Raw genomic sequence first — 14,453 nt, 5'->3', positions numbered from 1 at the left:
CCCCTGAAAACCTGGGGGCACCCCGAGCTCTCAGGCGCACCGGAACTCGCACCACACGCACTTGCCGCCGCCCCGCGCCTCCACGCCCCACACATCCGTCAGGCGGTCGACCAACAGCAGTCCGCGCCCGGAGACGCCCGACTCGCCGGCCTCCCGGCGGCGGGGCAGCGCGCTGGAGGAGTCCTCGACCTCGACGCGGAGGCGCCGGTCGGGACCGGTCAGGGCCCGCAGGGTGACGATGGCGGAGCCCTCCGTGTGCATGAGGGTGTTGGTGATCAGCTCGTCGGCGACCAGCTCGATCTCGTCGGCCCGGTCGCGGGCGCCCCACGTGCGTACGGCCGCGCCGATCATGTGGCGTGCCTCGGTGAGCGCCTCGGGGTCGCCGGGCCCCACGTGCTGCCGGAGTCGCCCGCCGGGCTGCTCTGCGCCGCGGCTGCGGCGGCGCAGCAGGAGCAGGGCCACGTCGTCGTCGCCCCCGCTTTCCTCGGCGACGTCGATCAGCCGGTCGGCGAGGTCGTCGACGTCGTCGGGGCCGGTGGCGATCAGTGCCTGCAGGGTTCGCATGCCGTCGTCGAGGTCGGCGCCGGGCTCTTCGATGAGGCCGTCGGTGCACAGCAGCAGCGTCTGGCCGGGGTCCAGCTCGATCGTGCCCACGGGGTACTCGAGGCTGCCGAACTCGGCGGACAGTCCCAGGGGCAGGCCTCCGTCGACGGTCACCCGGCGGCAGTGGCCGTCGGTGTTCCGGATCAGGGGGTCGATGTGTCCGGCCCGGACGACCTGGACGACTCCGGTGGCGAGGTCCGCCTCGGCGTAGAGGCAGGTCGCGAAGCGGTCGGTGTCGAGGTCGTGGAGGAAGACGGAGGCCCGAGCCATCACGGTGGCCGGGGTGTGCCCCTCGGTGGCGTAGGCCTTGAGGACGATGCGCAGCTGGCCCATGACGGCCGCCGCGTGCGTGTCGTGACCCTGGACGTCGCCGATGACCGCGCCGACCCGTCCACCGGGCAGCGGGATGAGGTCGTACCAGTCGCCGCCGATGTCCCGGCCGTGGGAGCCCCCGATGGACGCGGCCCGGTAGCGGACGGCGATGTCGGCGCCGGGGACGCTGGGGATGGAGCGGGGCAGCATGGCCTGCTGGAGGCCCTCGGCGAGGTCCTTCTCCTGCTCGTAGAACATGGCCCGCTGCAGGCTCTGGGCGATGCTGCTGCCGAGGGCGACGAGGACGTCGCGTTCCTCCGCGGTGAAGCCCCGCCGGTCGTTGTAGAGCAGGCCCATGGCGCCGATGGGGCGGGCCTGGACGATGAGCGGCAGATACGCGGCCGAGGTGATCTTGAGGTCGGTGATGTGCGGCCACAGCAGTGGATACGACTCCGCGAACTCCTCCGGCGACTCGATGAAGTGCGGTACGAGGCTGCGTACGACCTCGTTCATCGGGTACTTCACGCCGAGGCGGGTGATCCGGGTGCCGGGCACATAGCTGTCCTCGGGGCCGGCGGCGACCATGCGGATGCGGCCGGCCTCCACCAGGCCCATGACCAGGCTCGTGGCGCCGAGGTGGGTGAGGCCGTCGGTGTCCTCCAGGACGTCGATCACGTCCTGGACGGTGCGGGCGTGGGCGAGGGCGGCCGTGATGACCTGCACGACGTTGGTCTGCCGGTGGCGGGCCTCGTTCAGCACGGCCTGCTCCGTGCGGCCGCTGAGCTCGCACAGTTCCCGGGTGGCGTCGCGGACGATGCCGATGACGCGGTACGGGCGGCCCGTACCGTCGCGGCGGATGTAGCCCTGGGTGTGGGTCCAGCGCGGGGTTCCGTCACGCAGACGGATGCGGAAGTAGGCGCCGTAGTTCTCGCTGCCGTCCTTGAGCGCCTGGGACACCAGGGTGTCGAGTCTGCGGCCCTCCATCGGGGGTACCCGCATCGACAGGCTCTCGGGCTTGCCGTCGTATTCCTCGGGACGTACGTCGAAGACCTCGTGGGCCGTGGCGTCCATGTGCATCACACCGGCGTCGAGGTCCCAGTCGAAGCTGCCCATCCGATTGAGGGCCAATACCGGGTCCGGGCGGGCGAGCCAGTCGTCGGGCACTGCCGACTCGCTCGCTCCCCGATCAACCATGGGGCCACTTTGCCAGCATTCGACCGATTCTTCGAGTGGAAGGTACGCGTTCTTCGAGTGGAGGGGTACACGCCAATCCGCTCACTATGGTGAGGACAGCCCCTACCGGCTCGCATTTTCCAGGAGCGCGAGAGCCATGGAGTGGTTCACCGCACCCGACTACTGGCTGAGCCGACTGCTCTTCCAGCGGGCCTTGGCCGTGATCTACCTGGTCGCCTTTCTGGGGGCCGCCCTGCAGTTCCGGGCGCTGCTCGGGGAGCGCGGCATGCTGCCGATCCCCCGCTTCGTCGGGCGGGTCCCGTTCCGGCACGCGCCGAGCGTGTTCCACTTCCACTACTCGGACCGCTTCTTCGCGGCGTGGGCCTGGACGGGCTGCGCGGTGTCGTTGGCACTGGTGGCCGGGCTGGACTCGCGGCTTCCGCTGTGGGCCGGCATGCTGCTGTGGCTGGTGCCGTGGGTGATGTACCTGTCGATCGTGAACGTCGGCCAGACCTGGTACTCGTTCGGCTGGGAGTCCCTGCTCCTGGAGATCGGCTTCCTGGCCGTCTTCCTGGGCAACGACGAGGTGGCGCCGCCCATCATGGTGCTGTTCCTGCTGCGCTGGGTGCTGTTCCGGGTGGAGTTCGGCGCGGGACTGATCAAGATGCGCGGCGACGCGTGCTGGCGGAAGCTGACCTGCCTCTACTACCACCACGAGACCCAGCCGATGCCGGGGCCGCTGAGCTGGTTCTTCCACCATCTCCCGAGGCCGTTCCACCGGGTCGAGGTGGCCGCCAACCATGTGACCCAACTCGTCGTCCCGGTCCTGCTGTTCACCCCGCAGCCGATCGCGACGGCCGCCGCCTCGCTGATGATCCTGACCCAGCTGTGGCTGGTGCTGTCGGGCAACTTCTCCTGGCTGAACTGGATCACGATCGTGGTGGCCCTGTCCGCGGTCGACTTCGGGACCGGCGCACCGGACGTGTCCGACGCGCCCCGCTGGTACGAGGTCGTGGTGCTCGCGGTCGCCGCGCTGGTCCTCTGGCTCAGCTACCACCCGGTCCGCAACATGATCTCCCGCCGCCAGGTGATGAACCGCTCCTTCGACCCGCTGCACCTGGTCAACACCTACGGGGCGTTCGGCAGTGTCAGCCGCGTGCGGTACGAGGTGGTGGTCGAGGGAACGGCGGACGACGTGCCGCGCGAGGACTCGCACTGGCTGGAGTACGAGTTCAAGGGCAAGCCGGGTGATCCACGGCGCTGGCCGCGCCAGTTCGCTCCGTACCATCTCCGGCTGGACTGGCTGATGTGGTTCGCGGGGCTGTCCCCCGCCTACGCCGCGCCCTGGTTCGGGGCCCTGGTGGAGCGCCTCCTGGAGAACGACCCCGACACGCTCCGGCTGCTGCACCGCTCGCCCTTCCCGGCCGACGCCCCGCCCCGGTTCGTCCGCGCCCGTCTCTTCCGCTACCGCTACACGACCTGGCGGGAGTTGCGGGAGACGGGTGCGTGCTGGGAGCGGACGTACGTTCGGGAGTTCATGCCGCCGAGCCGTTTGGCCACGGTGCCCGCGCGGCGGTCGTAGACACCGGGCGGCTGTCCTCAAGGGCAGCTTTTCTGCACTGCGGCCTCTCGACGCGGTGCCGTCGCACAGGGCACAGTGCTCCTCTGTACTCGACCGTTACCTGCGGGTACACCCTCCGTCGCGTCCGGACCGACGCGCACGACATCGACAGGGAGCGCCCGTGACCAGCTGGGTCGGCCGGACCGCCGCCGAGATCGCCGCGGCCGTACAGGAGAAGCGGGTCACGCCGCGTGCGGTGGTGGCGGAGCATCTCGCGCGGATCGAGGCGCTGGACGGGCGGGTCGGGGCGTTCCGCAAGGTGCGGGCCGAGGCGGCCCTGTCCGAGGCCGACGAGGTGGGCGCCCGATCCGACCTGGCCGAACTACCCCTGGCGGGCGTGCCGGTGGCGGTCAAGGACAACCTCGCCGTACGCGGTGAGGCCACCCGGAACGGGTCAGCCGCGACGCCCGGCACCCCGGCCGAGGACGATCACGTCACGGTGGCCCGGCTGCGGGCGGCGGGCGCGGTGGTCGTGGGCCTCACGAACGTACCGGAGCTGTGTGTCTTCGGCACCACGGACGGGGTGCACGGCACCGCCCGCAACCCGTGGGACCCCTCGCGCACGACCGGCGGTTCATCGGGGGGCAGCGCGGCCGCGGTGGCCGCCGGGCTGGCGCCGATCGCGCTCGGCAACGACGGGATGGGCTCGCTGCGTATTCCGGCCGCCAACTGCGGTCTGGTGGGCCTCAAGCCCGGCTTCGGCGTCGTCCCGGCCGGCATCGGGCACGGCGACTGGTTCGGCATGTCGGAGAACGGGCCGCTCGCGACGACCGTCGAGGATGCCCGGCTGATGTTCCAGGTGCTGGCGGGAACGGAGATCACCCGGCCTTCCGGCCCCCCGTCCCCCCGCCGCATCGCCCTCTCCGTGCGCAGCCCCCTGGTCGGCGTGACCGTCTCCCGCCCGTACGCCGATGCCGCCCGCCGGGCGGCCGGCCTGCTGGCCGGAGCCGGGCATCAGGTCCGGCCTGCCGATCCGCCGTACCCCGTCTGGCTGGGCACGACGTCGCTGGCGCACTGGACGGCGGGCACCGCGGTGGACGCCGAGGGGCTCGACCCCCGGCTGCTCACCCGGCGTACCCGGGTGCACGCGGCCGTGGGGCGCCGCTTCGTGGAGGGGGTCCGCAAGGGAGAGCGCAGGGAGCAGTTGCGCCGCCGCATGGAACCGTTCTTCGCCGAGCACGAGGTGCTGCTCACCCCCGCGCTCGCCCGGCGCGGGCCCGCGGCCGCGGACTGGCACGAGCGGGGATGGCTGCGCAACCTGCTGGTCAACACCAACTACTCACCTCTGACCCCGCCATGGAACCTGACGGGCTGGCCGGCACTCTCGATCCCGTTCGGCACACTCCCATCGGGCGCGCCCTGCGCGGTACAGATGGTCGGCCCCCCGGGTGCCGAGCTGGAACTGCTGGGGCTGGCAGGCCAGTTGGAGATTCTGCGTCCGTGGCAGCGGACGGCACCCATCAATTAGCGGGGCCAGTCCTCGGTGGTGGCTTCCCCGATCCGTACGGGCGTGAGTCCGGCACGCCCATACAGACGACGATCACGACGGGTTACGACCGGGAATCCCGTCAGTCCACGCTGGGCAGGATGTGGGGCTCGGCGAGGTCGTCCTCGTAGCCCGCCAGGCGGATGGGTGCGGACCTGGCCCACACGTCCAGACTGCCGAGTTCCTTCTCCGACCGGCCGCCGCGCTCCGTGCGTTCCTTGGGGCGCTGATCGCGATTCGTCTTCTCCGGTGTCACCGCGCACTCCTTATGTGTCGGTCACCCTCGGGACGTCGGCCCCAGCCTGCCGCTGTGCGCCTGACGTCCGCTCGGGTCTGAGTCGATGTCAGTTCGGACGCGGTGGCGCCGTATTGCTTTGGGCGGAGCAGGCCGTGGTGACCGGCTTGTCCCGGTACGGACCGTGGGTGTGGGTGGGACCCATGTAAAGCTGTCCGTCCGGTACAGAGTAACCAAATGAGCGGGTGCCCGCTCGATGGGGCTCAAAACAAGAGGCAAGTGACTAGAGTCTTTCCGCTCCCCTCAGGCCCAGCCGCATGACATTTCGCCCATTTCGTTACGTTTTCCACCACCCGTTCGGCGCAGTGCTCGAACTGCACACCGGGCCTGCGAACCATCGGATCGCTGCCCTCGGCACGTAGTTCAAGTCCTGTTGGCCGAAGCGCAAGCCGACCATGATCTGGTGATGTACCGCAACGGCATTTCTCGTGGGCGGACTCGGGAGGACCGACGCATGGAGCTGCGTAGCGTCGAGGAGCTGATGGATCTGCTGCACGCCTGCCGGGGCGGCCCGGAGGGCTCGGACGGCCGTCTGGGCGCTCCGGACCGCCCTTCGGGCGCCTCGGTCGATCCGCACGAGCACGCGCTGCAGACCGCCGCGCTGCTGCGCCGGGGGCGACCCGCCGACAAGGAGCTCCAGGTGGCCGGCCTGGTGCACGCCATCGGGCAGCTGCTGCGGCCGGGCGACGACAGCGGGCACGCGGACCTCGCCGCCGACGCGGTACAGCCGCTGCTGGGCGAGCGGGTCGCCCGCCTCGTCCGGCTGTCCGTGCTCGGCCCGGACGACCTCGTGCGGCGGCACGCGGGCGGCTGGGTCGACGCCGCACTCGTCGAGGACGTGCTGACGCTACGGCAGGCGGACGAGGCAGGCCGGTCCCCCGGGCTCGACGCCGGGGTCCTGGAGGACTGGCGCACGGTACTGGAGCTGGTGGCGGAGCGGGCCGGGCGGGCGGGCCGGGTGCGGGCGTAGGGCGCGTTCTGAAAACCCCGGGCCCGGCCTGCCTTCACCACTTGCCGGGCGCGTAGTCCTTCAGGAAGACGCCGTAGAGGTCCTCGCCCTGTTCACCGCGGACGATGGGGTCGTAGACGCGGGCCGCGCCGTCGACGAGGTCGAGCGGGGCGTGGAAGCCGGCCTCGGCCAGGCGCAGCTTGTCGTAGTGCGGGCGCTCGTCGGTGATCCAGCCGGTGTCGACCGAGGTCATCAGGATGCCGTCGGTGTCGAACATCTCCTGGGCGCTGGTCCGCGTGACCATGTTCATGGCGGCCTTCGCGGCGTTGGTGTTCGGGTGGCCCGCGCCCTTGTAGCCGCGGCTGAACACCCCTTCCATCGCCGAGACGTTGACGACGTACGCGCGCTTGCTGGGCGCCTTGCGCGCGGCGTCGGCCATCGTCGAACGCAGCTTGCTGATCAGGATGAACGGCGCCGTGTAGTTGCACAGCTGGGTCTCCAGCAGTTCCACCGGGGAAATCTGCTCGATGGACTGCACCCAGGTGTTGCTGTCCACGACGTCGGGGACCAGTCCGCCCGCGTCGATGGCGGTGCCGTCGAGGTGCTTGGCGACACTGGCGTTGCCCGCGACCAGGGCGAGGTCAGCGACCTTCTGCGCGTCGAGTCCGCTGCTGCCGAGGGGGAGCGCGGCGAGGCCGTCCACGGCGCCGGAACCGAAGGCGCCGATGACGTGGTGGGCGGGCAGTTCACCGGCCGGCAGCGGGGCGCTCTCGCCCTCGACGAGCGCGGCGTACGCGGAGGGCAGACGGCGCACGGTCTGGGTCGCGTTGTTGATCAGGATGTCGAGCGGGCCCTGCTCGGTCATCTGGTCGGCGAGGGCCACGGCCTGGGCCGGGTCGCGCAGGTCGATGCCGACGACCTCCAGGCGGTGGATCCAGTCCGCCGAGTCGTCCATGGCCTTGAAGCGGCGGATGGCGTCCTTCGGGAACCGCGTGGTGATCGTGGTGTGCGCGCCGTCACGGAGCAGCCGCAGCGCGATGTACATGCCGATCTTGGCGCGGCCGCCGGTGAGCAGGGCTCGCTTGCCGGTGAGGTCGGCGCGGGCGTCGCGGCGGGCGCGGTTCTCTGCGGCGCAGTTCTGGCAGAGCTGGTGGTAGAAGTAGTCGACCTCGACGTAGCGGGTCTTGCAGACGTAGCAGGAACGGGGGCGCTGGAGTATCCCCGCGATCCGGCCGGCCTCGGTCACGGACGACGGCAGGATGCCCTCGGTCTCGTCGTCGATGCGCTGGGCGGAGCCGGTGGCGGTGGCCTCGGTGACCGCCTTGTCGTTCGCGGTCTTGGCGGCGCGGCGTTCCTGGCGGCGGCGCTGCTTCACGGTGCGGTAGATGCCGGCCGTGGCGCGGCGTACCGTGATCGCGTCGGGGTGGTCGACATCCAGCTTGTCGAGTTCCTCGAGCACGCTGAGGCAGACGGCGAGTCGGTCGGGGTCGATGCCCGGGCCGTACGACGCCTCGGCCGCGGCGGGGGTCGCCTGCCCGTCTTCTGTCACCGTCATCGTGCTGCCGTTCCTCGGGGTCGCCTGCGGCGCGGGTGCCGCGTGTGCTGTTCGAACGCGGAATTCTACGGAGCGGCGCGCCTGGGCACCAAAAACCGGGTTCCGCCCCCGCCGCCCCTACCCGTCCCGTCCCCGGGGGCTGCGCCCCCGGGGTGGTTGCTCGCGCAGTTCCCCGTGCCCCTGAAGGGGTGCGGGGAACTGCGCGACAAGCCACGTCAGGGAACGCAGGCCGCTACGAGGTCCTCCACCTCCCGGGTTACGGCCTTGCCCAGGAGCTCGAGGTCCGGGACGGCTTCCGCGTCGGCGACCAGGCCGTAGTGGACGCGGCCGCGATACGTCGAGACGGCTACGGCGAGGGACTGGCCGTACGCGAGCGGAGCGAGGGGGTAGACCTCGGTGAGCGGGCAGCCGCCGAGCTGGAGGCCGAGGCTGGGGAGGGGGACGCTGGTGACGAGGATGTCGAACCAGAGGCGGGCGGCCTGGCTGACGAGGGGGCCGCCCAGGCGGTGGCCGAGGGGCGGGACGTGGTCCGCCAGGAGGGCCACCGCGCCGGCCCCGCGGTTGGGTCCGGCGTCCTTGTTGCGGTCCATCGCCGTACGGACCGTGCGCAGGCGGCCCAGCGGGTCGGGGTCGTCGACGGGGAGTTTCATCAGATAGCCGGAGAGCCGGTTGCCCTGGGGGTGGGCGGTGCGGGGACGGCGCTTGGAGACGGGGATGAGGGCCCGGGGCGCGACCCCGTCGCTGCCGTCCCCGCGCTCGTCGAGCCAGCGCCGCAGCGCGCCGGCGACGACGGCGATGAGCACGTCGTTGACGGTGCCGCCGACGGTCTTGCGGATCCGGTGCACCTCGTCGAGGTCCAAGGCCACACCGACGGTACGGCGGGTGCCGCTCGGCTCGGAGGTGAGCGCGGCGGAGGACCGGGCACCCAGGGTCGCGTCGAGCGTCGTACGGGCGACGGCGGCGCCGATGTCGAGGGCGCGTCCGAGGTCGGAGAGCCTGCCCCGGAGGAGGTCGGGCAGCTTGCGCACGTCGCCGAGGAGGCCACGCGGCGGCTCGACCGGGCGCGGCCGGGGCGCGGGCATGTCCATGGGGTCCATGACGGCGGCGGCGAGCGTCAGCGCCCGGAGCCCGTCGGCCAGGGCGTGGTGGAACTTGAACAGCACGGCGAAGGAGGTGCCGTCCTCCCCCGGCAGGACGTGTGCCTCCCACGGCGGCCGGCCGCGCTCCAGGGGGCGTTCCATCAGCCGTCCGGCCACCGCGTGGAAGTCGGCGGTCGGCGCGTGCAGCCGTACGTGGTGGAAGGGCTCGAAGTCGGCGACCGGCTCGCGGGTAGCGCCGCCGAAGGCCAGCGGCAGCCGTACGTCCGGGAACCACACGTCCCGGATCCGCATCCGCAGTCCGGGCACCGCGGCGGCCCTGGCGGCGAGCAGGTCCGCGGCGTGGGCGCCCGCGGTGGGCGAGTTCGCCGTGAAGACGCCGAGGGCGGCCAGGTGCATCGGGTGGTCGGCGGACTCGATGTTCCAGAACGCCAGGTCGAGTGGTGCGAGCAGGTCAGAAGTCAATGGCTTGCCTCGCGTCGACGATGGGGTGAGTCAGCAGTCAATCGCCGTTGCCCGATTACGGTCAAGTACGATCAAGCTACGCACAGTTAACAACAGATTAAGTCCCGCCTTGGGGAAAAGGCGGGACTCGTGGGGCATCTGTGGTCGACACGGTCACTCTGACACTCTGAAGGACCAGTCCGGGTGATTGCCGGGCGGGCGACCGGGCCGAGTCGGCTACTGGACCCGCTGGCCCTTGCCCAAGGCGATCACGCCGCCCTTGGAGACCGTGTACAGCTCGGCGTCACGCTCCGGGTTGACGCCGATGGTGGCGCCCGGGGGCACCTGGACGTTCTTGTCGAGGACGGCGCCGCGCACGACCGCGCCCCGGCCGATGTGGACGTTGTCGTGGAGAACCGAGCCCTGGACGACCGCACCGGGGTCGACGACCACCCCCGGGGAGAGGACGGACCTCGTCACCTGTCCGCGTATCAGACAGCCCGCGCTGATGATCGACTCGCTGGCCATGCCCCCCGCGTTGAAGCGGGCCGGGGAGAGCTGGCCGGAGCTGGTGTAGATGGGCCAGCTGCGGTTGAAGAGATTGAAGGCGGGGCGCTCGGCGATGAGGTCCATGTGGGCGTCGTAGTACGCGTCGAGGGTGCCGACGTCACGCCAGTAGCCCCGGTCGCGGGTGGTGTCGCCGGGCACGTGGTTGGCACTGAAGTCGTACAGCTGGGCCTCGCCCCGGTCGGTGAGCTGGGGCAGGATCGAGCCGCCCATGTCGTGCACGGAGTCCTCGTCCTCGGCGTCCCGCTGCAACGCCTCGACCAGGGCCTTGGTGGTGAAGATGTAGTTGCCCATGGAGGCGTACACGGACTCGGGGTCGTCGACGAGGCCCGGCGGGTCGGCCGGCTTCTCCAGGAAGCGCTCGACGACCCGGCCGTCGGAGCCGGGGGTGATGACGCCGAAGGAGGAGGACTCCGTGCGCGGCACCCGTATCCCGGCGACCGTCACGCCCGCGCCGCCCTCGATGTGCTGGGCCAGCATCTGGCGGGGGTCCATGCGGTAGACGTGGTCGGCGCCGAAGACCGCCACATAGTCGGGCTGCTCGTCGTGGACCAGGTTCAGGGACTGAAGGAGCGCGTCCGCGCTGCCCAGGTACCAGCGCGGGCCGAGCCGCTGCTGGGCCGGGACGGGGGTGACGTAGTTGCCGAGCAGGCTCGACATCCGCCAGGTCGTGGTGATGTGCCGGTCCAGTGAGTGCGACTTGTACTGCGTGAGCACGCAGATGCGCAGGATGTCCGCGTTGACGAGGTTGGAGAGTACGAAATCGACCAGGCGATACGTTCCGCCGAAGGTCACCGCCGGTTTCGCGCGGTCGGCGGTCAAGGGCATCAGCCGCTTGCCCTCACCTCCCGCCAGTACGATTCCCAGCACCGAAGGTCCACCGCGCCGCATGCCGCCGCCCCTCTGAGCCCGGTCGAGCCGTGCCCTGTCCTTTACCGCTGTGCCTACCCCTGTTTGAGGACTTCCTCGTACAGCTGGACCGTGCGCCGGGCCACCGCGTCCCAGCCGAACTCCCGCACCGCGCGCTCCCGTCCGGCCTCGCCCATGCGGGCGGCGGTGGCGGGGTCGGCGAGCACCGAGTCGAGGGCACGGGCCAGCTGAGCTTCGAAGTCGTCCTCCGTCGACACGAGGAGCCCCGTCACGCCGTCGTCCACGACCTCCGGGATCCCGCCGACCCGCGAGGCCACCACGGCCGTACCGCAGGCCATGGCCTCCAGGTTGACGATGCCCAGCGGTTCGTACACCGACGGGCAGACGAACACGGCGGCGTGCGTGAGGAGTTGGATGACGTCCGGGCGCGGCAGCATCTGCGGGATCCAGTACAGGCCCTCGCGTACGCGGCTCAGCTCCTCGAAGAGATCGCGGAACTCCCGGTCGATCTCCGGGGTGTCCGGCGCGCCCGCGCACAGCACGACCTGCACGGCCGGGTCGATGTCCCGCACGGCCCGCAGCAGGTGGGGCACACCCTTCTGGCGGGTGATGCGGCCGACGAACAGGACGTACGGGCGGCCGGCGTCGAGGCCGATCCGGTCGAGGACGTCCGTGCCGTGGTCCGGCTTGTAGAGGGAGGTGTCGATGCCGTTGTGCACGACGCGGACCTTGTCCGGGTCCAGGGCCGGGTAGCAGCCGAGGATGTCGTCGCGCATGGCGCCGGAGACGGCGATCACCGCGTCGGCGGACTCGATGGCGGTGCGCTCGGCCCAGCTGGACAGGGCGTATCCGCCGCCCAGCTGCTCGGCCTTCCAGGGGCGCAGCGGCTCCAGCGAGTGGGCGGTCATCACATGTGGGATGCCGTGCAGCAGCTTGCCGAAGTGGCCGGCGAGATTGGCGTACCAGGTGTGCGAGTGGACGAGTTCGCGGCCTTCGAGTCCGGCGGCGATGGAGAGGTCCACGGAGAAGGTGCGCAGCGCGTCGTTGGCGCTGTCGAGCGCGGACCAGGGCCGGTGGCGTACGACGCCGCCCGCGGCGCCCTCGCCCCAGCAGTGCACGTCCAGCTCGACGAGGGACCTCAACTCGTGGGCGAGGAACTCGACATGGACGCCCGCGCCACCGTAGACGTCCGGCGGATACTCCCGGGTCAGCAGGCCGACTCGCACCCGGAACCCCCTTGCTCAGTGGCTGGTTCCCTCATGGTCACCCACATGGGGCAGTTGGGGAAGACCGCGATGGCCCCGCGGCGATGTTGACCGATGGTCAGGTGCGACCGGGTGGGCGGTCGAAACAGCAGTCGCCGCACAGGCCGCCGCCGGGTATCCGGTAGTAGAGGCAGCAGCTGCGGCGGCGGTACGTGACCGGGTCGAGCGTGCCGGAGAGGTCGGGGTGGGCGAGCAGCTCGGCGGCGAGGGCGCGGGCCCGACTCCCCACCTCCGTACGGCCGTTGGTGTGCCCCCATCGGTCGAGTCGGCCTACGGCGCCCATGAGCGCGGAGGCCGCGTTCCCCCACAGCAGGCGGGCGGAAACGGGCAGTTGAGCGCGCAGGGCCGCCGCGAGGGGGACGAGATGGCCGTCCCGTACGACCTCGCCGATCCGGTCGGCGGGCAGGCTCCGTACCTCGGTCAGCCACAGTTCGTCGGGGGCGCTCGCGGCCGCGTCCCAGCGCAGCAGGCGGGGATCGAGATCGGGTACGCGGTCGTACAGCGCGACGGCGCCGAGGGCGATGGACCAGAGGCGGGCGGCGAAGCCGAGGTGGGCGATGGAGGCGGCGACGCGCGGCTCGGGGACACGCACACGCCGGGCGACGTCCCGGACACGGAAAATTATGGGATTCGCGTAAACCTCCCTCCTCTCGTCTTCCACATCGGCATCCCGTGCCGCGTAGGCCTCCGCGAGGGTGGGGAGCGGACCGTTCGGCGGTTCTCCCGTGCGTAGGACGAAGAAGCCGCCGAGGGTCGTGAGGCCGGTGAGTCCGGGGTCGTGTTCCACGAGGTCGAGTAGTACCAGGAGCCACGGGTCGTTGCTGTGGGAGGAGCGCACTCCGTGCCGCCCACCTTGGGTACCAGCGCGAGGCCCGTCGTACTCCATCGGCAGTAGGACTCAATGAGTGCTCAGGTACGACGACGGGAACACTTCCGCGCGGCATTGTGTTCACCATGGAAGCCGATCGTTCACCACGCCGGACCCAGGGGGTCCGCGCCTCGCAGAGGAGCCGCTCATGAGCGCCCTCGCGTTGTCCGTGCTGCTGTCGTTCGTGTCCGCCGTCGCGTACGCGGGCGGCGCGATCGTGCAGGAGCGGGTCGCGGTGTCCTCCCCCCGTCAGAGCTACGCGCCGCTGCGCCGGCCGGGCTGGTGGGCCGCGGTCGGACTGAACGGCCTCGGCGGGTTGCTGCACGTGGTGGCCCTGGCCTTGGGCCCGCTGAGCCTGGTGCAGCCGCTGGGCGCGCTGACCATCGTCTTCGCCCTGCCCATGGCGGCGCTCTTCGTGGGCCGCAGGGCCGGGGCGAGGGCCTGGCGGGGCGCGATCATGGCGACGGTGGGTCTCGCGGGTCTGCTCGCCCTCGTCGGCTCGGCCGATGTGCAGTCCCTCGGCACGGCCCAGCGGGTTGTGGTGGCCGTGGTCAGCGGTGGCGCGGTGGCGGCGCTGATGACGGCGGCCCGCGCGGCGCACCGGCACCCGGCGATACGGAGCATCCTGCTGGCGGTCGCTTCCGGTGTCGCGTTCGGCATGTCCTCGGTGTTCACGAAGACGGTCGCCGTCGACTGGACCGACGGCATCGCCCTCTCCGACCTGGCGACCCTCGCGGTCATAGCTGTCTTCGCCACGGCCGGTCTGCTGCTGTCCCAGGCCTCCTACCGGGACGGCGGCCTCGCGGCCCCGCTCGCCACGCTGACCGTGGTGAACCCGGTCGTGGCGGCCGCGGTCGGCATCACGATGTTCGGCGAGACGTTCCGCTACGGCACGACCGGCACCGTACTCGCGCTGGGCTGCGGGATCGTCGCGGCGGGCGGTCTGATCCTGCTGACCACCGAGCGGCTCGACGCCGAGGTACGGGACGGGCGGGTCGACGGCGATGTCACGGTCGGCGACATCACGGGCCGCGACCGGGCGTCCCTCGCCCTCGAGGAGCTGCTCGCGGCACTTCCGCAGCAGCCCGCGGCTGCCACGGCCGACGACGACGCGATCGACCTTGACCTCGACGTCGACAAGCCCGCGGTCGTACCGGCCCCCTTCCTACGGGGCTCGTACAGGGATGAGGGCCCGCCGGGACAGGCGCTGCCGCGGCCGTCCTACGGCGAGCTGTACGTACCGAGGTCGCTTCTCGACCGGCATCTCGACCGGCATCTCGACCAGCATCTCGACCGGCGTCACGACCGCGTCAGATCCTGAGCCGGAGGCCCGGTTTTCGTTCCGGGC

At 71.3% G+C, this 14,453-nt stretch carries 11 protein-coding genes; 4 read left to right on the top strand and 7 right to left on the bottom strand.

Annotated features, from left to right (window positions below; genetic code table 11):
* Positions 1 to 30 precede the first annotated feature (30 nt).
* Entirely contained in the window at positions 31 to 2,109 is a 2,079-nt protein-coding gene (locus tag CES90_RS16930) for a SpoIIE family protein phosphatase (protein WP_189784432.1), read from the bottom strand.
* 136 nt (positions 2,110 to 2,245) lie between these two features.
* Here CES90_RS16930 and CES90_RS16925 point away from each other — a divergent pair, with 136 nt between their 5' ends.
* Together CES90_RS16925 and CES90_RS16920 are read left to right on the top strand one after the other, a co-directional pair.
* Positions 2,246 to 3,670: a lipase maturation factor family protein gene (locus tag CES90_RS16925; protein WP_189784433.1), complete on the top strand. Its 1,425-nt coding sequence runs from the start codon at positions 2,246 to 2,248 to the stop codon at positions 3,668 to 3,670.
* A gap of 160 nt (positions 3,671 to 3,830) precedes the next feature.
* Positions 3,831 to 5,177: an amidase gene (locus tag CES90_RS16920; protein ID WP_189784434.1), complete on the top strand. Its 1,347-nt coding sequence runs from the start codon at positions 3,831 to 3,833 to the stop codon at positions 5,175 to 5,177.
* 100 nt (positions 5,178 to 5,277) lie between these two features.
* On the opposite strand, the gene CES90_RS16915 is transcribed toward CES90_RS16920, so the two are convergent.
* Positions 5,278 to 5,451, bottom strand: a complete 174-nt coding sequence (locus CES90_RS16915; protein ID WP_172638842.1) for a hypothetical protein — start codon at positions 5,449 to 5,451, stop codon at positions 5,278 to 5,280.
* A gap of 493 nt (positions 5,452 to 5,944) precedes the next feature.
* On the opposite strand from CES90_RS16915, the gene CES90_RS16910 reads away from it, so the two are divergent.
* Positions 5,945 to 6,460: a hypothetical protein gene (locus CES90_RS16910; protein ID WP_189784435.1), complete on the top strand. Its 516-nt coding sequence runs from the start codon at positions 5,945 to 5,947 to the stop codon at positions 6,458 to 6,460.
* Positions 6,461 to 6,494: 34 nt separating this feature from the next.
* On the opposite strand, the gene CES90_RS16905 is transcribed toward CES90_RS16910, so the two are convergent.
* The 5 genes from CES90_RS16905 to CES90_RS16885 form a co-directional block, all read right to left on the bottom strand.
* Positions 6,495 to 7,994, bottom strand: coding sequence for an SDR family NAD(P)-dependent oxidoreductase (locus CES90_RS16905; RefSeq protein WP_189784436.1), 1,500 nt, complete (start codon positions 7,992 to 7,994; stop codon positions 6,495 to 6,497).
* A 215-nt stretch (positions 7,995 to 8,209) separates the two neighbouring features.
* Entirely contained in the window at positions 8,210 to 9,556 is a 1,347-nt protein-coding gene (locus tag CES90_RS16900; RefSeq protein WP_189784437.1) for a wax ester/triacylglycerol synthase family O-acyltransferase, read from the bottom strand.
* A gap of 216 nt (positions 9,557 to 9,772) precedes the next feature.
* Entirely contained in the window at positions 9,773 to 10,993 is a 1,221-nt protein-coding gene (glgC, locus tag CES90_RS16895; RefSeq protein WP_189784438.1) for a glucose-1-phosphate adenylyltransferase, read from the bottom strand.
* 53 nt (positions 10,994 to 11,046) lie between these two features.
* A complete protein-coding gene (gene glgA / locus CES90_RS16890) occupies positions 11,047 to 12,198 on the bottom strand; it encodes a glycogen synthase (RefSeq protein ID WP_189784439.1) in 1,152 nt (383 codons plus the stop codon).
* A 97-nt stretch (positions 12,199 to 12,295) separates the two neighbouring features.
* Positions 12,296 to 13,024, bottom strand: coding sequence for a (2Fe-2S)-binding protein (locus tag CES90_RS16885; RefSeq protein WP_189784458.1), 729 nt, complete (start codon positions 13,022 to 13,024; stop codon positions 12,296 to 12,298).
* A gap of 229 nt (positions 13,025 to 13,253) precedes the next feature.
* On the opposite strand from CES90_RS16885, the gene CES90_RS16880 reads away from it, so the two are divergent.
* Positions 13,254 to 14,426, top strand: a complete 1,173-nt coding sequence (locus CES90_RS16880) for a DMT family transporter (protein ID WP_189784440.1) — start codon at positions 13,254 to 13,256, stop codon at positions 14,424 to 14,426.
* Positions 14,427 to 14,453: the final 27 nt, after the last annotated feature.

It is taken from the genome of Streptomyces capitiformicae, assembly GCF_002214185.1.
GTDB classification, from domain to species: Bacteria; Actinomycetota; Actinomycetes; order Streptomycetales; family Streptomycetaceae; genus Streptomyces; species Streptomyces capitiformicae.
This window is presented reverse-complemented; position numbering and strand designations above follow the sequence as displayed.